The sequence below is a fragment of the Serratia sp. PF-27 genome (genome assembly GCF_030053255.1).
GTDB lineage: Bacteria > Pseudomonadota > Gammaproteobacteria > Enterobacterales > Enterobacteriaceae > Serratia > Serratia bockelmannii.
Map to the genome: position 1 here is coordinate 77,033 of NZ_JASGBT010000006.1, position 17,264 is coordinate 94,296.

17 protein-coding genes are annotated in these 17,264 nt (G+C 61.5%); 14 read left to right on the forward strand and 3 right to left on the reverse strand.

The features are described 5' to 3' along the window. Genes QMZ29_RS02175 through baeR form a run of 3 tightly spaced genes read left to right on the forward strand, consistent with a single transcriptional unit; the run spans position 1 to position 3,526 of the window. Positions 1-1,431, forward strand: coding sequence for an MFS transporter (locus QMZ29_RS02175; protein WP_261426508.1), 1,431 nt, complete (start codon positions 1-3; stop codon positions 1,429-1,431). Beyond that, a complete protein-coding gene (gene baeS / locus QMZ29_RS02180; RefSeq protein WP_049204856.1) occupies positions 1,428-2,810 on the forward strand; it encodes an envelope stress sensor histidine kinase BaeS in 1,383 nt (460 codons plus the stop codon). The genes QMZ29_RS02175 and baeS overlap by 4 nt, the downstream gene beginning before the upstream one ends. After that, complete coding sequence (gene baeR, locus QMZ29_RS02185; protein ID WP_004941568.1) at positions 2,810-3,526, forward strand: envelope stress response regulator BaeR; 717 nt, start codon at positions 2,810-2,812, stop codon at positions 3,524-3,526. The genes baeS and baeR overlap by 1 nt, the downstream gene beginning before the upstream one ends. Positions 3,527-3,533: 7 nt before the next feature. Here the strand turns inward: baeR and QMZ29_RS02190 are convergent, their stop codons facing one another. Together QMZ29_RS02190 and QMZ29_RS02195 are read right to left on the reverse strand one after the other, a co-directional pair. Beyond that, positions 3,534-3,923, reverse strand: coding sequence for a type II toxin-antitoxin system VapC family toxin (locus QMZ29_RS02190; RefSeq protein ID WP_261127805.1), 390 nt, complete (start codon positions 3,921-3,923; stop codon positions 3,534-3,536). 3 nt (positions 3,924-3,926) lie between these two features. Continuing rightward, on the reverse strand, positions 3,927-4,190 hold the full coding sequence (locus QMZ29_RS02195; RefSeq protein ID WP_004941563.1) for an antitoxin: 264 nt from the start codon (positions 4,188-4,190) through the stop codon (positions 3,927-3,929). A gap of 337 nt (positions 4,191-4,527) precedes the next feature. On the opposite strand from QMZ29_RS02195, the gene QMZ29_RS02200 reads away from it, so the two are divergent. Next, positions 4,528-4,866, forward strand: coding sequence for a YegP family protein (locus tag QMZ29_RS02200; protein ID WP_016926703.1), 339 nt, complete (start codon positions 4,528-4,530; stop codon positions 4,864-4,866). A 178-nt stretch (positions 4,867-5,044) separates the two neighbouring features. After that, a complete protein-coding gene (trhP, locus tag QMZ29_RS02205; protein WP_025303865.1) occupies positions 5,045-6,397 on the forward strand; it encodes a prephenate-dependent tRNA uridine(34) hydroxylase TrhP in 1,353 nt (450 codons plus the stop codon). 216 nt (positions 6,398-6,613) lie between these two features. Here the strand turns inward: trhP and QMZ29_RS02210 are convergent, their stop codons facing one another. After that, positions 6,614-6,835: a hypothetical protein gene (locus QMZ29_RS02210; protein ID WP_141998673.1), complete on the reverse strand. Its 222-nt coding sequence runs from the start codon at positions 6,833-6,835 to the stop codon at positions 6,614-6,616. 29 nt (positions 6,836-6,864) lie between these two features. On the opposite strand from QMZ29_RS02210, the gene yegS reads away from it, so the two are divergent. The 9 genes from yegS to srlA all read left to right on the forward strand — a co-directional run bounded on the left by yegS (position 6,865) and on the right by srlA (position 17,252). Then, entirely contained in the window at positions 6,865-7,770 is a 906-nt protein-coding gene (gene yegS, locus QMZ29_RS02215) for a lipid kinase YegS (RefSeq protein WP_043137977.1), read from the forward strand. 168 nt (positions 7,771-7,938) lie between these two features. Further along, a complete protein-coding gene (gene manD, locus QMZ29_RS02220) occupies positions 7,939-9,153 on the forward strand; it encodes a D-mannonate dehydratase ManD (RefSeq protein ID WP_025303867.1) in 1,215 nt (404 codons plus the stop codon). 5 nt (positions 9,154-9,158) lie between these two features. Continuing rightward, positions 9,159-10,175 carry a Zn-dependent oxidoreductase gene (locus QMZ29_RS02225; RefSeq protein ID WP_261426734.1) on the forward strand — a complete coding sequence of 339 codons (1,017 nt, stop codon included), beginning with the start codon at positions 9,159-9,161 and terminating at the stop codon, positions 10,173-10,175. A 91-nt stretch (positions 10,176-10,266) separates the two neighbouring features. Further along, positions 10,267-11,556 (forward strand): MFS transporter, encoded by a 1,290-nt coding sequence (locus QMZ29_RS02230; RefSeq protein WP_025303869.1) that lies wholly within the window; start codon positions 10,267-10,269, stop codon positions 11,554-11,556. A 52-nt stretch (positions 11,557-11,608) separates the two neighbouring features. Beyond that, complete coding sequence (locus QMZ29_RS02235) at positions 11,609-13,114, forward strand: mannitol dehydrogenase family protein (RefSeq protein ID WP_147824122.1); 1,506 nt, start codon at positions 11,609-11,611, stop codon at positions 13,112-13,114. Next, on the forward strand, positions 13,095-14,426 hold the full coding sequence (locus QMZ29_RS02240; protein WP_060434399.1) for an MFS transporter: 1,332 nt from the start codon (positions 13,095-13,097) through the stop codon (positions 14,424-14,426). Before QMZ29_RS02235 ends, QMZ29_RS02240 begins: the two co-directional genes overlap by 20 nt. Before the next feature lie 98 nt (positions 14,427-14,524). Continuing rightward, positions 14,525-15,211, forward strand: a complete 687-nt coding sequence (locus QMZ29_RS02245; RefSeq protein ID WP_025303872.1) for a GntR family transcriptional regulator — start codon at positions 14,525-14,527, stop codon at positions 15,209-15,211. A gap of 206 nt (positions 15,212-15,417) precedes the next feature. After that, a complete protein-coding gene (gene fbaB / locus QMZ29_RS02250; RefSeq protein WP_025303873.1) occupies positions 15,418-16,467 on the forward strand; it encodes a class I fructose-bisphosphate aldolase in 1,050 nt (349 codons plus the stop codon). A gap of 236 nt (positions 16,468-16,703) precedes the next feature. After that, positions 16,704-17,252 (forward strand): PTS glucitol/sorbitol transporter subunit IIC, encoded by a 549-nt coding sequence (srlA, locus tag QMZ29_RS02255; RefSeq protein WP_004941528.1) that lies wholly within the window; start codon positions 16,704-16,706, stop codon positions 17,250-17,252. The last annotated feature ends 12 nt before the right edge of the window (positions 17,253-17,264 follow it).

Consider the following 17,264-nt stretch of genomic DNA (forward strand, 5'->3'; position numbering starts at 1 on the left):
ATGCTGATGAAACACACCGCCACAGTACGCTGGCAACTCTGGATAGTGGCATTCGGCTTCTTTATGCAGACGCTGGATACCACTATCGTCAACACCGCCCTGCCCTCGATGGCCGCCAGCCTGGGGGAGAACCCGCTGCGCATGCAGTCGGTGATCGTCTCCTATGTGCTGACGGTGGCGGTGACGCTGCCGGCCAGCGGCTGGCTGGCGGACAAGGTCGGCGTACAGCGGGTGTTTTTCAGCGCCATCGTGCTGTTCACCCTCGGCTCCCTCCTCTGCGCCCGCTCGGAAACCCTGAACGAACTGATCGCCTCGCGCGTGCTTCAGGGCGTCGGCGGCGCGATGATGGTGCCGGTCGGCCGTCTGACGGTGATGAAAATCGTGCCGCGCGAGCAGTACATGGCGGCGATGACCTTCGTAACGCTGCCAGGCCAAATCGGCCCGCTGATGGGGCCGGCGCTGGGTGGCTTCCTGGTGCAATACGCCAGCTGGCATTGGATTTTCCTGATCAATATTCCGGTGGGTATCGTGGGCGCCATCGCCACGCTGCTGCTGATGCCCAACTACCAAATGCAGACCCGCCGCTTCGACGTCAGCGGCTTTATCCTGCTGGCGATCGGCATGGCGTCGCTGACGCTGGCGCTCGACGGCCACAAAGGCATGGGGCTGTCCGGCAGCGCCATCGCCGGCCTGGTGGCGCTGGGCGTGGCGGCGCTGTTGGGGTATGTTTGGCATGCTTACGGCAATAGCCGCGCCCTGTTCTCGCTGCGGCTGCTGCGCACCCCGACTTACAAGATCGGACTGCTGGCCAGCCTGCTGGGGCGCATCGGCAGCGGCATGCTGCCGTTCATGACGCCGCTGTTTCTGCAGGTGGGCATGGGCTTCTCGCCGTTCCACGCCGGGCTGATGATGATCCCGATGATCATCGGCAGCATGGGCATGAAGCGCATCGTGGTGCAGGTGGTCAACCGCTTCGGCTACCGCAACGTGCTGGTGGCCGCCACGCTGCTGCTGGCGCTGGTCAGCCTGAGTTTCCTGCTGGCGACGATGCTCGGCTGGCTGTGGCTGCTGCCGGTGGTGCTGTTCTTCCAGGGGATGGTCAACTCGCTGCGCTTCTCGGCGATGAACACCCTGACGCTGAAAGATCTGCCGGACCGGCTGGCCAGCAGCGGCAACAGCCTGCTGTCGATGGTCATGCAGCTGTCGATGAGCCTCGGCGTCAGCGTCGCCGGCATCTTGATCGGCAGCTTCGCCCATCACCAGGTGGTGGCCGATAGCCCAGCCATTCACAGCGCATTTATTTACAGCTACTGCTGTATGGCGTTGATTATCGCCCTGCCCGCGCTCGCCTTCGCGCGCGTGCCGGCCGATAGCGCGCCCAACCGCACGCTGAACAAAGAGCCGGGTACCGGCTCAACGAGGTTGCAATGAGGATAGGCATTACCGGGAAGCTGTTCCTGGCCATTTTCGCTACCTGCATGCTGGTGTTGATCACCATGCATTGGGGGGTACGCGTCAGCTTTGAGCGCGGCTTTATCGATTACATCAAGAGCAGCAACGAGCAGCGCATCAACATGCTGAGCGAAGCGCTGGAGGAACAGTACAGCCATCATGGCAATTGGATATTCCTGCGCAACAACGATCAGGTGGTCTACCAAATCATGCGTTCGTTCGAACAGAACAGCGACAGCAGCCACAATCTGCCGCCCAAGGGCTGGCGCACCCAGTTTTGGGTGGTGGACAGCCAGTTCAATCGGCTGGTCGGGCATTCCGGCCCGTTGCCGAAAGAGGGGCCGCGCCACCCAATCCGCTATAACAACGAGATCGTCGGCTGGGTGCTCACCACCCCGGTCGAGCGCCTGACGCGCAATACGGACATCAACTTCGATCGCCAGCAGCGGCGCACCAGTTGGATTATCGTCGCGCTCTCCACCCTGTTGGCAGCGGCGGTGACCTGGCTGCTGTCGCGCGGCATGCTGGCCCCGGTCAAGCGCCTGGTGGCGGGCACCCACCGCCTGGCGGCGGGCGATTTCACCACCCGCGTGGCGGTCAGCAGCCAGGATGAACTGGGCAGGCTGGCGCACGACTTCAACCAGTTGGCCACCTCGCTGGAAAAAAACGAGCAGATGCGTCGCGCCTTTATGGCCGACGTGTCGCACGAGCTACGCACGCCGCTGGCGGTGCTGCGCGGCGAGCTGGAGGCGCTGCAGGACGGCGTGCGCCAGCCGACGCCGGCGTCGCTCAGCTCGCTGCAGGCTGAGGTATCCACCTTGACCAAACTGGTCGACGACCTGCACCAGCTGTCGCTCTCCGATCTCGGCGCGCTGGCCTATCGCAAGGCGCAGGTGGACTGCGTGCACCTGGTGCAGATCGCCGTCGCCGCCTTCCGCGAACGCTTCCGCGCCAAAGGGCTGGAGATCGTCACCCATCTGCCGGCCCAGGCGCCGCTGTTCGGCGATCCCGATCGCCTGAACCAGCTGTTCAATAACCTGTTGGAAAACAGCCTGCGTTACACCGACGTCGGTGGCCGGCTGGAGATCGGCGCCGAGCTGCAGCCGGGGAGACTGATCCTCTGCTGGCAGGACAGCGCGCCGGGCATCAGCGATCAGCAACTGACGCGCATTTTCGAACGCTTCTATCGGGCGGAAGGTTCACGCAACCGCGCCAGCGGCGGCTCAGGGCTGGGGTTGGCGATCTGCCACAACATCGTGGAAGCGCACGACGGGAAAATCCGCGCCGAGCATTCGCCTTTAGGCGGCGTGCGCATTACAGTAGAATTTGCTACCCCGATAAAAAATAAGGCGCCCTGATGGACATTCAGAATCAACCCGTGCAGATCATGATTGTTGAAGATGAGCCCAAGCTGGGCCAGCTGCTGGTGGATTATCTGCAGGCGGCGGGCTACGCCACCCGCTGGCTGACCAACGGTAATGAAGTGGTGCCGACCGTGCACCAGCATCCGCCGGCGCTGATCTTACTCGACCTGATGTTGCCAGGGGCCGACGGCCTGACGGTGTGCCGCGAGCTGCGCCGCTTCAGCGACGTGCCCATCGTGATGGTGACGGCGAAAATCGAAGAGATTGACCGCCTGTTGGGATTGGAGATCGGCGCCGACGATTACATCTGCAAACCCTACAGCCCGCGTGAAGTGGTGGCGCGAGTGAAAACCATCCTGCGCCGCAGCTATCGGCCGCAGGAGAACGCGCGGGAAGATGATCTGCTGCACATCGATGAACCGCGCTTCCAGGCCAGCTATCAGGGGCAGTTGCTGGATCTGACGCCGGCGGAGTTCCGCCTGCTGAAAACGCTGGCCAGCCAGCCAGGCAACGTGTTTTCTCGCGAGCAGCTGCTGAACAACCTGTACGACGACTACCGGGTGGTCACCGACCGCACCATCGACAGCCACATCAAAAACCTGCGCCGCAAGCTGGAACTGATCGACGGGGAAAAATCCTTTATTCGCTCGGTATACGGTGTGGGCTACCGCTGGGAAGCCGAGCCCTGCCGGCTGATGAATGGGGTTTAGAGGGAAATCAGCGCGTCCAGTCTTCAACCGCCAACCCGGGCACCATGGCGAATGCGCGATCGTTGGTCACCAGCGTCGCGCCACGGCTCTGCGCGTGAGCGGCGATCAGTTGATCCATCGCGCCCATGATTTTGCCCTTTCTCCCCATGGTTGCCCGCATTTCACCGTAGCAGCGGGCGGCCTCGCGATCCCATGCATAGACCGTCACCGCAGCAAGAAAGGCCTCGACCATGCTTTGCAACGCTTTGTTCCGCCGTTTGGCCACACCGTAAAGCAGTTCCGCCTCCGTGACGCTGGAAATACATACGGCAGAAGGCGGGAGCTTTTGCATGACGTTAAGCACCTGCGGATGCTGCCGAAACAAGTGGCTGACGGTGTTGGTATCAAACATGTACATCGCCTACTCTTCCTCTGAGAATGGATCGCGGTCTGCAACCCCTTGCTGACGATCTTCCGCGCCAAGAAACTCTTGCGGCACCGGCGTTTGGGCGATAATGCTCAGCAGCGGTGCCCAGCTGTCCGGCTTTGCCGGATATTTGGATAAAATCACGTTTCCCTCCCGATCGCGACGGATATACACACGATCCGTATCAAATTCAAATTCCACCGGTAACCTCACCGCCTGATTTCTACCGTTTTTAAACAGCTTGGCGATTCTTTCCATCTCGACACTCCACAGCAGGCATAGGCCAAAGCATATGCCTGCAGCGCGTCGATGCCAAGATCTATCGCTCACTTTTCACTCACCTTTACGTAGCGGGCAAACGGTAACGCGCAATGCTGCTCGATGAAACCACGTAATTGTCATTATGCGGCGCACTGCGCAATCACCGCGCCTTTCCTTAGCTTCCCGTGCGGCGCCGGGCTCACCGAATGAAAACTCCGCGCCGGCGCAAAAAAACTGCGCATTTTTTCGACTAAGCTGCAGTGAGGTTTAGCCGCCGATTTTCAAGCGATTGGCTACACTTACATCACGAATCGGAACCTACAGGAGAAGAACCATGGCAATCGGTCATTACGAGCTGAAAAAAGCAAAGAACGGACAGTACCACTTCAACCTGAAAGCCAGTAACGGCGAAATTATTCTGGCCAGCGAGATGTATGCCAGCAAAGCCTCGGCGGAGAACGGCATCGCCTCGGTGCAGACCAATTCACCGCACGAAGCGCAGTACGAACTGAAGCACAGCGCCAGCAATCAGCCCTATTTTGTGCTGAAGGCCAAGAACCATCAGGTGATCGGCGTCAGCGAAATGTACAGCTCCGAAAGCGCGGCCAAAAACGGTATCCAGTCGGTGACGAAAAACGGCCCGACCACCGATATCCGCGATTTGAGCGCCTGATCCCCCGTTTCGCCCGCGCGGTGGCCGCCACCGCGCGTTTTCCGTTTGACCGGGATCAATCTCCCTTGAATAAATCCGGTTAACTGCTGATTTCTTGCCGCGCTGCGGCTACAATCCCCCGCTTTTACTGCGCCATCAGGTGGCGTGGTGCTGACCTGAAATCAGACCGAGACACACTATGTTTACACCGGAACTTCTCTCCCCGGCCGGAACGCTGAAAAACATGCGTTACGCCTTTGCCTACGGCGCCGATGCGGTTTACGCCGGCCAGCCGCGCTACAGCCTGCGGGTACGCAACAACGAGTTCAACCACGAGAATCTGGCGCAGGGCATCAACGAAGCGCATGCGCTGGGCAAAAAATTCTACGTGGTGGTGAACATCGCCCCGCACAACGCCAAGCTGAAAACCTTCTTGCGCGATCTGAAGCCGGTTATCGATATGGGCCCGGATGCGCTGATCATGTCCGATCCTGGCCTTATCATGATGGTGCGCGAAGCCTTCCCGCAGATGGACATCCACCTGTCGGTGCAGGCCAATGCCGTTAACTGGGCGACGGTGAAGTTCTGGAAGCAAATGGGCCTGACCCGCGTGATCCTGTCGCGCGAACTGTCGCTGGAAGAGATTGCCGAGATCCGCGCCGAAGTGCCGGACATGGAGCTGGAGATCTTCGTCCACGGCGCGCTGTGCATGGCCTACTCCGGCCGCTGCCTGCTGTCCGGCTACATCAACAAACGCGATCCCAATCAGGGTACCTGCACCAATGCCTGCCGCTGGCAGTACAAGGCGGAGGAAGGCAAAGAGGACGACACCGGCAATATCGTGCACCTGCACGAACCGATCCCGGTGCAGACCGTCGAGCCGACGCTGGGCATCGGCGCGCCGACCGACAAGGTGTTCATGCTGTCTGAAGCGCAAAAGCCAGGTGAATATATGAGCGCCTTCGAAGACGAACACGGCACCTATATCATGAACTCCAAGGATCTGCGCGCCATCCAGCACGTGGAGCGTCTGACGCAGCTCGGCGTGCATTCGCTGAAGATCGAAGGGCGCACCAAGTCCTTCTACTACTGCGCCCGCACCGCCCAGGTCTACCGCCGCGCCATCGACGACGCCGTTGCCGGCAAACCGTTCGATCCGACCCTGCTCACCACGCTGGAAGGCCTGGCGCACCGCGGCTATACCGAAGGCTTCCTGCGCCGCCACGTGCACGAAGCGCAGCAGAATTACGAATACGGCTCTTCGCTCTCCGAGCGCCAGCAGTTCGTCGGCGAGTTCACCGGCGTGCGCCGCGAAGGCTGGGCGGAAGTCGACGTGAAGAATAAATTCTCACTCGGCGACAGCGTCGAGATGATGACGCCAGGCGGCAACGTGCTGTTCACCCTCGAAAGCATGCAAAATAAGAAAGGCGAGCCGATTGAGGTCGCGCCGGGCAACGGCCATATCGTTTATTTGCCGATCCCGCAGGATATTGATCTCAATTATGCATTGCTGATCCGCAATTTGGCGGAAGAAAATAGCGCCGGAGCCTAACAATCAATCGTCGCCATTCGGCGGCGATTTTTAGCAAATATTAGAATTGGATCACATCAATGTGCCCGCAGCTTGGTTACTATCACGCTGCTTAAAACGAACAACGAAAATATTTGCATAGCAATACTAGGAACCACCTCCTTAGCCGGCCCAATCTCCCTTGGGCTGGCTTTTTCTTTATGGGTCCGCCATTGCCGCCGGTGCGCCTATTTTTCATTACGTTTTCCCGTTATCCATTTTAATAAAAATAATAACGCCACATCGATATATAAATAACGCTATAGCGATTAATCCTGCCGCCATTAAAATTCCGCTTATTGTCAGGTTAAATTCAGATAAATTCGCATCGTCTTCATATTCACGGCACAATAGGAAATAACCGGAATTAGCTGAATATTCTGATGGCTTGGCGGCGTAGGCTGGTTTATCTTGAGGCATTCTTGGTTTTCCGCCGGAGGAGATCGGTAATGCCTCAACACTCACATGCAGCCGCCCTGCTTATTCTCAACGGCAAGGGCGCCGGCAACGAAGAACTGCGTCAGGCGGTCACACGGCTGCGCGAAGAGCAAATCACGCTGTACGTGCGCGTGACCTGGGAGCACGGCGACGCCGCGCGCTACGTCGCGGAAGCTGCACAACTCGGCGTCGGCACCGTCGTCGCCGGCGGCGGTGACGGCACCATCAACGAAGTGGCCGCCGCGCTGGTGCAGCTGCCGGCGCATAACCGGCCGGCGCTGGGCATTCTGCCGCTCGGCACCGCCAACGACTTCGCCATGGCGTGCAATATCCCCCCATCCCCCGAACTGGCGCTGCAGCTGGCGATCAAGGGCCGCTCGGTACCGATCGATCTGGCGAAGGTCAACGGCGAGCGCTACTTCATCAACATGGCCACCGGCGGCTTCGGCACCCGCATCACCACCGAGACACCGGAGAAGTTGAAAGCAGCCTTGGGCGGCGTGTCCTACTTCGTGCACGGCTTGCTGCGCATGGATACGCTGCAGGCCGACCGCTGTGAAATCCGCGGGCCGGACTTCCGCTGGGCCGGCGAAGCATTGGTGATCGGCATCGGCAACGGCAAGCAGGCCGGCGGCGGCCAGGAACTGTGCCCCAGCGCGCTGATCAACGACGGTCTGCTGCAGCTGCGCCTGCTGATCGCCGATGAACTGCTGCCGGCGCTGGTCGCCGCCCTGTTCAACGACGAAGAGAGCAACAGCATCCTCAGCGCGGCGCTGCCGTGGCTCGAGATCGACGCGCCGCATGAGATGACCTTCAACCTCGACGGCGAACCGCTCAAAGGCCGCCATTTCCGCATCGAAGTGTTGCCGCAGGCCATCGAATGCCGCCTGCCGCCTAACTGCGCCCTGCTGGGCTGACCTTGTCGGGCGCAGCCGCTGCGCCCCACTTATTCCCCTCCGTTCATCCGCTTCCACTCGCGATCAAATGTGATCCTCTCCGGCAAATTCATCAATTCATACTTGTATGGTAGTTAGTTCATGACGTATTTTCGCGCTATCTCTCCGCAGCTACAGGATGTGAAGGTTATGAAAATCGTCAACGCCGAGGTGTTCGTCACCTGCCCGGGGCGCAACTTTGTCACGCTGAAAATCACCACCGATGACGGCATCATCGGCCTCGGTGACGCCACGCTGAACGGGCGCGAATTGCCGGTGGCCTCTTACCTGAAAGATCACCTCTGCCCGCAGTTGATCGGCCGCGACGCGCAGCGGATCGAAGACCTCTGGCAATTCTTCTACAAAGGCGCTTACTGGCGGCGCGGCCCGGTGACCATGTCGGCCATTTCCGCCGTCGACATGGCGCTGTGGGACATCAAGGCCAAGGCCGCCAACATGCCGCTGTATCAGCTGTTGGGCGGCGCCTCACGTTCGGGAGTGATGGTGTATTGCCATACCACCGGCCACTCGATCGACGAGGTGCTCGACGACTACGCCAAACATAAAGAACAAGGCTTCAAGGCGATCCGCGTGCAATGCGGCGTGCCCGGCATGAAAACCACCTACGGCATGGCCAAGGGCAAAGGCCAGGCCTATGAGCCGGCCACCAAGGGTGACTGGCCGGAAGAGCAGCTGTGGTCGACGGAAAAATACCTCGATTTCACCCCCAAACTGTTCGACGCGGTGCGCAACAGGTTCGGCTTCAACGAGCACCTGCTGCACGACATGCACCACCGCCTGACGCCAATTGAAGCGGCGCGCTTTGGTAAAAGCGCCGAGCCGTATCGCCTGTTCTGGATGGAGGATCCGACGCCGGCGGAAAATCAGGCCTGTTTCCGCCTGATCCGCCAGCATACCGTCACGCCGATCGCCGTCGGCGAGGTGTTCAACAGCATCTGGGACTGCAAACAGCTGATCGAAGAACAGCTGATCGACTACATCCGCACCACCCTGACGCACGCGGGCGGCATTACCGGCATGCGGCGCATCGCCGACTTCGCCTCGCTGTATCAGGTGCGCACCGGTTCTCACGGCCCTTCCGATCTGTCGCCGATCTGCATGGCGGCGGCGCTGCATTTCGATCTGTGGGTGCCGAACTTCGGCGTGCAGGAATACATGGGCTATTCCGAGCAGATGCTCGAGGTGTTCCCGCACAGCTGGACGTTCGACGACGGCTATATGCATCCGGGCGACAAGCCGGGCATCGGCATCGAGTTCGATGAGAAGCTGGCGGCCCGTTACCCGTATGAACCGGCCTACCTGCCGGTCGCACGTCTGGAGGATGGCACCTTATGGAACTGGTAAACACCATGCGCAGCGTCGTGATCGAACAGCCCGGGCGCCTGGCGCTGCAGACGCGCGCGCTGCCGCAACCGGCGGCCGGCGAGGTGCGGGTCAAGGTGAAATTCGCCGGCATCTGCGGCTCCGACGTCCATATCTATCACGGCCATAACCCGTTCGCCCGCTACCCGCGGGTGATCGGCCACGAGTTCTTCGGCCTGATCGATGCTCTGGGCGAAGGCGTCGATCCGGCGCGCCTCGGCGAACGCGTCTCGGTAGACCCGGTGGTGAGCTGCGGCCACTGCTATCCCTGTTCGGTCGGCCGCCCCAACGTCTGCACCTCGCTGCAGGTGATCGGCGTGCACCGCGACGGCGGCTTCAGCGACTACGCCTGCGTGCCGGCACGCAACGCCTATCCGGTTCCGGCCGCCATCAGCGATCGCCACGCCGCGATGATCGAGCCCTTCAGCATCGCCGCCAACATTACCGCCCATCTGCAACCGCGCCCCGACGACATCGCGCTGATCTACGGTGCCGGGCCGATGGGGCTCACGGTGATCCAGACGCTGAAAGGGGTGTATGGCGTCAAGCAGGTATGGGTCGTCGATCGCATCGCCGAGCGGCTGGACATGGCGCGCGCCAACGGCGCCGACGAAACATTCAACAACGCCGAGGCCGCATTGCCGCAGGCGCTGCAGCAGCGCGGCGTTCAGCCGACGCTGATCGTCGATGCCGCTTGCCACCCCGCCATTTTACCGGAGGCGATCGCGCTGGCTTCGCCGGCGGCGCGCATCGGCATCATGGGCTTTTCCGGCGACGCCTGCACCCTGACCCAGCAGAGCATCACCAGCAAGGAGCTGTCGATCTTCTCCTCGCGCCTGAACAGCGCGCGCTTCCCACAGGTGATCGCCTGGATGGCGGACGGCAAGCTAGACCCGCAGCGGCTACTCACCCACTGCGTGCCCGCCGGCGACGTCGAACGGGCAATGCAGATGTTCGAGCGGGATCAGCGCACCTGCTGCAAGGTACTGCTGCAGTTCGAGTAACGTCACGGCAGCATCGGGGCATGGGGCGGCACCCGCCGCCCGTGCAAACAACGAAGCATCACGATTAAAACGACACCCAGTGGAGTGCTTTATGTTTAAAAACCTGCGTTGGACCATCGTGTTCCTGCTGTTCATGGTCTACATGATCAACTACCTCGATCGCGTAGCGCTGTCGATCACCGTGCCGATGATCGAACAGGATCTGATGCTGAACGCCGAACAGTTCGGCCTGATCTTCGGCAGCTTCTTCTTCGGCTACGCCATCTTCAACTTCGTCGGCGGGCTGGCGGTCGACCGCTTCGGCCCGACGCTGGTGCTGGGCGTGGCGGTCGGCCTGTGGTCCATCTTCTGCGGCATGACGGCGATCGCCACCGGCTTTTACTCAATGCTGATCCTGCGCGTCCTGTTCGGCATGGCCGAAGGGCCGATCTGCGCCTCGGCCAACAAGATGATCAACGGCTGGTTCCCGAAGAAACAGGCGGCGACCGCTATGGGCCTGCTCAGCGCCGGTTCACCGTTGGGCGGCGCGGTGGCCGGGCCGATCGTCGGCTATCTGGCGCTGGCGTTCGGCTGGCGGCCGGCGTTTATGATCATCTGCGCCATCGGCATCGTCTGGATGCTGGTGTGGTTCTTCGTGGTGGCGGATAACCCGGCGAAAAGCCAACGCGTCAGCAACGAAGAACGGGCGCTGATCGCACAGTTGAAACAGGAAAACCTCGGCGAGGAAAGCGCGCTGAGCGACGCCGCGCACGGGCTGGGTTACTACCTGAAGCAGCCGATCATTCTGGTCACCGCCTTCGCCTTCTTCTGCTACAACTACATCCTGTTCTTCTTCCTGAGCTGGTTCCCCTCGTATCTGGTGCAGGCGCACAACCTGAACATCAAAGAGATGAGCCTGACCACGATGATCCCGTGGATCGTCGGCTTCGTCGGGCTGGCGCTCGGGGGCTATATTTCCGACAAGATCTTCAACATCACCGGCAAATTGCTGCTGTCGCGCAAGATCGTGCTGGTCACCAGCCTGCTGGCGGCGGCGGTGTGCGTGGCGTTGGCAGGCACTGTCAGCAGCGTGGTGCCGGCGGTGATGCTGATGTCGGTGTCGATCTTCTTCCTTTACATCACCGGCGCTCTCTACTGGGCGATCATCCAGGACGTGGTGCATAAATCCCGGGTCGGCGGCGCCAGCGGGTTCATTCATTTGATCGGCAGCGTCTCCGGCATCATCGGGCCGATCGTCACCGGCTACATCGTGCAGAACACCGGCAAATTCGACAGCGCCTTTATGCTGGCGGGCGGCGTCGCCGCGCTGGGCGCGCTGCTGGTGCTGCTGGTGATCAAGGCGCCGCGCGCAACGGCGGGCGTGCAAATCTTAAAACCCTAACGCCAGACGGGGCGGCTTCGCCCCTTTGCTTACCTCTCCAGGGACATTGAACATGAGACTTTCCGACCACAGCGCGCTGCCGGCCGCCGTTATCCGGCCCGGCTACGCACGTGAGCGCGTGAAACCGCGCATGGCGCATATCGGCTTCGGCGCGTTTCACCGCGCGCACCAGGCGATGTACGCCGACAGGCTGGCCAGCGAGCACGGCAGTGACTGGGGTTACTGCGAAATCAGCATGCAGCACGGCCAGCAAAAGATCGCCGACCTACGGCAACAGGACCTGCTGTTCTCGGTGGCGGAGATGGACGACGACGGCTGGCGGGGCCGGGTCATCGGCGTGGTTCGCCAGGCGCTGCACTTGCAAACCGACGGGCTGGCGGCGGTGCTGGCGGCCCTGACACAGCCTGAGATCGCCATCGTCTCGCTGACCATCAGCGAAAAGGGCTATTGCTACCACCCCGCCAGCGGTCGGCTGATGGAGGAACACCCGGCGATCGCGCACGATATCGCCCACCCGGCACAGCCGCAGTCGGCGCCGGGGCTGCTGCTGGCGGCGCTGCGCCTGCGCCGTGAACGCGGGCTGCCGCCGTTCGCCGTGATGTCCTGCGATAACATGCCGGCTAACGGCCGGGTCACGCGCCAGGTGCTGGTCGAACTGGCGCAGCGGCAGGATCCGGCGTTGGCCGACTGGGTGCGTCAAGAGGTCGCCTTCCCTTCCACCATGGTGGATCGCATCGTGCCGGCGGTAACGCCGGAGGCCCGCCGACAGTTGCGCACCTGGCTGGGCGGCGTCGAGGATGACGTCAGCGTGGCCTGCGAGCCGTTCAGCCAGTGGGTCATTGAGGACCGATTTCCTCAGGGGCGCCCGGCCTGGGAAAAGGCCGGCGCCGAACTGGTGAGCGACGTGCTGCCGTATGAGGAGATGAAGCTGCGCATGCTGAACGGCAGCCATTCGTTCCTCGCCTACCTCGGCTACCTGGCCGGTTATCAGCACGTCGGCGACTGTATGCTGGATGCGGATTTTGTCCGCGCCGCCCGTCACCTGATGCTGGCGGAACAGGCGCCGACCCTGCAGGTGCCGAACGTCGATTTGGCGCAGTATGCCGACTCGCTGCTGCAGCGTTACCGCAACCGCGCGCTGAAGCACCGCACCGCGCAGATCGCCATGGACGGCACGCAGAAGCTGCCGCAACGGCTGCTGGACGCGATCCGCTGGCATCTGGCGCGCGGCAGCCGCTTCGACTGCCTGGCGCTGGGCGTCGCCGGCTGGATGCGCTACGTCGGCGGCCGCGATGAACAAGGCAAGCCGATCGCCATCAGCGACCCGCTGCGCGAGCGCCTCGCCGCGTTGGTCGCCGGCAGCGAGGAAGGCCGGCCCCGCGTCCTGGCGCTGCTGCAGCTCGACAGCGTCTTCGGCCACGATCTGCCCGATTCGCCTGACTTCGTCCGCGCCGTCAGCCACGCTTATCATCAACTGCTGAGCCAGGGGGCCAAAGCCGCCGTCGCCGCTCTGCCGCTTACCGACCGGGAGGTTTCCGATGACCGTCACCACGCATAACGCCGTCAATACCGGCAATCAACCGCTGCTGCGGCGCGTCGCCAGCGCTTCGGCCATCGGCACCGCCGCCGAATATTATGATTTCTTCGCTTACGGCACCGCCGCGGTGCTGTTCTTCGGCCAGCTGTTTTTCCCCAGCGCCGATCCGCTGATCAGCACGCTGGCGGCCTTCGCCACCTACGCGGTCGGTTTCCTGGCGCGCCCGCTGGGCGGCATCGTGTTCGGCCATATCGGCGACAAGGTCGGCCGCAAGAAGGCGCTGGTGATCACCATCCTGATCGTCGGCCTCGGCACCTTCTGCATCGGCCTGCTGCCCACCTATGAGCAGATCGGCATCTGGGCGCCGCTCGCGCTGATCTTTATCCGCGTGCTGCAGGGCTTCGGCGTCGGCGGCGAACAGGCAGGCGCGGTGCTGATGACCGCCGAATATGCGCCGCCGCCCCAGCGTGGCTTCTACGCCAGTTGGGTGCAGATCGGCGCGCCCGCCGGTTTCCTGCTGCCGTCCGGGCTGTTCGCGCTGCTGACCGCCGTGCTGTCACCGGCGCAGATGCTGGACTGGGGCTGGCGCATTCCGTTCCTGCTCAGCCTGCTGCTGGTGCTGGTCGGGCTGTTTATTCGCCTGAGGATCGACGAATCGCCGGTGTTTACCCAGATCCGCGCCACCAAAGCGGTGGAGAGCCGGCCGGTGGTGGAAGTGGCCCGCCGCTATCCCGGCCTTATCGGCAAAGGGGTATGTGCCAAGCTGATCGAAGCCTGCGCCTTCGCCATGTTCACGGTGATCGTATTGGCCTACGGCAAGGCCAACCACCTCAACGAAACCATTCTGCTGGAGGCGATGATCGTGGCGGTGCTGCTGGAGATTTTCGCCATTCCGCTGATGGGCCGCCTCTCCGATCGGCTGGGGCGCAAACCGGTTTACATCGCCGGCGCGCTGCTGCAGGTGGTGTGCATCGTGCCGTTCTTTATGGCGATCAACCTCGATAGCTTCTGGGTGACGCAGATCGCCATGATCGTGGTGCTGACCTTCGGCCACAGCATGTGCTACGCGCCGCAGGCCTCTTACTTCCCGGAGCTGTTCCCCACCCGCGTGCGCTGCAGCGGCATCGCGCTGATCTGGCAGATCGGCTCGCTGATCGGCAGCGGCATTCTCGGGCTGTTGGCGGTGAAGATCCTGCAGGTGACCGGCGGCCACTACTACGGGCTGGCGGGGTACATGATGGTGCTGGGCGTGGTGTCGGCCATCGGCCTGAGCCTGATGCCGGAAACTGCGCCAGCGCGGCGCAAGCAGGAATATCAGGATTGGCATCACTGAGTTACCCTGCTCGGCGGGCGGATTTATCCCCCCGCCCTTAACCAATAATCTGCTAGTATGGTGGCATTCGAATTCCAGCCAGATGCCTGATTGTCGCCATGTCTGAAACGTACAGCCTCACCAACAACGTCCCGGTCAACCAACAGATCTATCGCTTCCTGCGCAAGGATATCGTCGACTGCACCATCCCCCCCGGCACCCTGCTGTCCGAGAAAGAGATTTCTACCCGCTTTTGCGTTTCGCGCCAGCCGGTGCGCGAAGCCTTCATCAAGCTGGCGGAGGCCGGCCTGGTGCAGATCCTGCCGCAGCGCGGCACCTTCGTGATGAAGATTTCCGCCAAGCGCGTGGCCGACGGGCGCTTTATCCGTCAGGCGGTGGAATGCGCCATCGTGCGCCGCGCGGCCGAGCGCGCCACCCCGGCGCAGCTGATGACGCTGGAGCATAATCTGCACCGCCAGGCGCTGGCGGCGCAGAACGGGCAAACGCGCGAGTTTTTGGCGCTGGACGACGAATTCCACCAACTGCTGACCCAGTTTGCCGACTGCCCGCTGGCGTGGGAGACCATCGAAACCATCAAGGCCACCATGGATCGAGTGCGTTTCCTCAGCCTGAGCGAAGTCTCGCCGCCAGAGAGCCTGATCAAGCAGCACTACCGCATCTACGAGGCGCTGAAAGCGCGCGACGCCGAGGCGGCGGAGCGCGCCATCCACGATCACCTGCAGGAGATGATCTACTCCATCACCCCGATCGCCCTGCAGAACACCGAGTGGTTCGAGATCGAATAATCAATCGCTTAGCGCGCCGGGGGCGATCGCCCCCGCGTATTTGGCCACGCCAATGGCATTTCCTCTCAATCGCATCTATTGTTTGTCCTTGCCGGATCAAGTTCGGTAGCATCGCTTTACAGCTTCAATCACCGCTTTTTTACTGCGCCGGTGGTCAAAAACCCTTGCATTGCCGGTGTATGAAGAAGCTTAATCGGGAGTGAATCATGACTGATATTGTGCAGTTGCTAGGAAAGGAAGCGGAAGATCTGCTGCAACACCGCTGTACCACTATCCCCGCCGAGAATCTCTACCTGCCGGGCGACGACTTCGTCGACCGCGTAATGATCGATAACAACCGCCCCAACAGCGTGCTGCGTTCGATGCAAACCCTGTTCAACCACGGCCGCCTGGCCGGCACCGGCTACCTGTCTATCCTGCCGGTCGATCAGGGCATAGAGCACTCCGCCGCCGCCTCGTTCGCCGCCAACCCGCTGTATTTCGATCCGAAGAACATCGTCGAGCTGGCGATTGAAGCTGGCTGTAACTGCGTCGCCTCCACCTACGGCGTGCTGGCGTCGGTATCGCGCCGCTACGCGCACAAGATCCCATTCCTGGTCAAACTCAACCACAACGAAACGCTGAGCTACCCGACCCAGTACGACCAGACCCTGTACGCCAGCGTCGAGCAGGCATTCAACATGGGCGCGGTGGCGGTCGGCGCCACCATTTACTTCGGCTCCGAGCAGTCGCGCCGCCAGATCGAAGAGATCTCGATCGCCTTCGAGCGCGCGCATGAGCTGGGCATGGTCACCGTGTTGTGGGCCTATCTGCGTAACCCGGCGTTCACCAAGGACGGCGTGGACTACCACTCCAGCGCCGATCTGACCGGCCAGGCTAACCACATCGCCGCCACCATCGGCGCCGACATCGTCAAACAGAAAATGGCGGAAAACAACGGCGGCTACCGTGCGGTGAAATTCGGCTATACCGACGATCGCGTCTACAACAAACTGACCACCGATCACCCGATCGATCTGGTGCGCTACCAGCTGGCCAACTGCTACATGGGCCGCGCTGGACTGATCAACTCCGGCGGCGCCGCCGGTGAGAACGACCTGCAGGAATCGGTGCGCACCGCGGTGATCAACAAACGCGCCGGCGGCATGGGCCTGATCCTGGGGCGCAAGGCGTTCAAGAAATCGATGAAAGACGGCGTGGCGCTGATCAACGCCGTGCAAGACGCCTACCTGGACAAGAAGGTCACCATCGCCTGATGTGACAGACCGCCTGTCCCAAAGCCCGGTTCGCCGGGCTTTTTTGTGCCCGTTCCCCTAAACCCGACGCCGTCAACCTTCTCTTTCTTTCACCTTAAACTTTCAAAATAAAATATTTATCTTTCAAATTGTGATCTATTTAAAACAAATAGCCCACCAAAGTGACTACTGTAAGGCCCATGGCGACAGAGCCGCCGTTCGCTCCAGGCCATATCAGTCCATTACAGGAGAACATAATGATTGAGCTAATCACCCACGGCGCCGAGTGGTTTATCGGCCTGTTTCAGAAAGGCGGTGAAGTGTTTGTCGGCATGGTGACCGGCATTTTACCTTTGTTGATCAGCCTGTTGGTAATCATGAACGCGCTGATCAAATTTGTTGGCCAGGAACGTATCGAACGATTGGCGCAGCGCTGCGCGGGCAACCCCGTCTCGCGCTATCTGCTGCTGCCGCTGATCGGCACCTTTGTCTTCTGCAACCCGATGACCCTCAGCCTGGGGCGCTTCATGCCGGAGAAATACAAGCCGAGCTACTACGCGGCGGCCTCCTACAGCTGCCACTCGATGAACGGCCTGTTTCCGCACATCAACCCCGGCGAACTGTTCGTTTATCTCGGCATCGCCAGCGGCCTGACCACCCTCGGTCTGCCGCTCGGCCCGCTGGCGGTGAGCTATTTCCTGGTGGGGCTGTTCACCAACTTCTTCCGCGGCTGGGTCACCGATCTGACCACCAGCCTGTTTGAACGCAAGATGGGCATCCGTCTGGATCGCCAGGTGCAACTTTAATTCGTGGAGTGC

Bases quoted from the DNA above. Each gene is read 5' to 3' on its own strand.
- QMZ29_RS02230 (WP_025303869.1), top strand. From the start codon at position 10,267: ATGTTTAAAAACCTGCGTTGGACCATCGTGTTCCTGCTGTTCATGGTC.
- QMZ29_RS02245 (WP_025303872.1), top strand. From the start codon at position 14,525: ATGTCTGAAACGTACAGCCTCACCAACAACGTCCCGGTCAACCAACAG.
- yegS (WP_043137977.1), top strand. From the start codon at position 6,865: ATGCCTCAACACTCACATGCAGCCGCCCTGCTTATTCTCAACGGCAAG.
- baeR (WP_004941568.1), top strand. From the start codon at position 2,810: ATGGACATTCAGAATCAACCCGTGCAGATCATGATTGTTGAAGATGAG.
- fbaB (WP_025303873.1), top strand. From the start codon at position 15,418: ATGACTGATATTGTGCAGTTGCTAGGAAAGGAAGCGGAAGATCTGCTG.
- manD (WP_025303867.1), top strand. From the start codon at position 7,939: ATGAAAATCGTCAACGCCGAGGTGTTCGTCACCTGCCCGGGGCGCAAC.
- QMZ29_RS02235 (WP_147824122.1), top strand. From the start codon at position 11,609: ATGAGACTTTCCGACCACAGCGCGCTGCCGGCCGCCGTTATCCGGCCC.
- QMZ29_RS02225 (WP_261426734.1), top strand. From the start codon at position 9,159: ATGCGCAGCGTCGTGATCGAACAGCCCGGGCGCCTGGCGCTGCAGACG.
- QMZ29_RS02190 (WP_261127805.1), bottom strand. From the start codon at position 3,923: ATGTACATGTTTGATACCAACACCGTCAGCCACTTGTTTCGGCAGCAT.
- QMZ29_RS02210 (WP_141998673.1), bottom strand. From the start codon at position 6,835: ATGCCTCAAGATAAACCAGCCTACGCCGCCAAGCCATCAGAATATTCA.
- QMZ29_RS02200 (WP_016926703.1), top strand. From the start codon at position 4,528: ATGGCAATCGGTCATTACGAGCTGAAAAAAGCAAAGAACGGACAGTAC.
- srlA (WP_004941528.1), top strand. From the start codon at position 16,704: ATGATTGAGCTAATCACCCACGGCGCCGAGTGGTTTATCGGCCTGTTT.
- QMZ29_RS02240 (WP_060434399.1), top strand. From the start codon at position 13,095: ATGACCGTCACCACGCATAACGCCGTCAATACCGGCAATCAACCGCTG.
- trhP (WP_025303865.1), top strand. From the start codon at position 5,045: ATGTTTACACCGGAACTTCTCTCCCCGGCCGGAACGCTGAAAAACATG.
- baeS (WP_049204856.1), top strand. From the start codon at position 1,428: ATGAGGATAGGCATTACCGGGAAGCTGTTCCTGGCCATTTTCGCTACC.
- QMZ29_RS02195 (WP_004941563.1), bottom strand. From the start codon at position 4,190: ATGGAAAGAATCGCCAAGCTGTTTAAAAACGGTAGAAATCAGGCGGTG.
- QMZ29_RS02175 (WP_261426508.1), top strand. From the start codon at position 1: ATGCTGATGAAACACACCGCCACAGTACGCTGGCAACTCTGGATAGTG.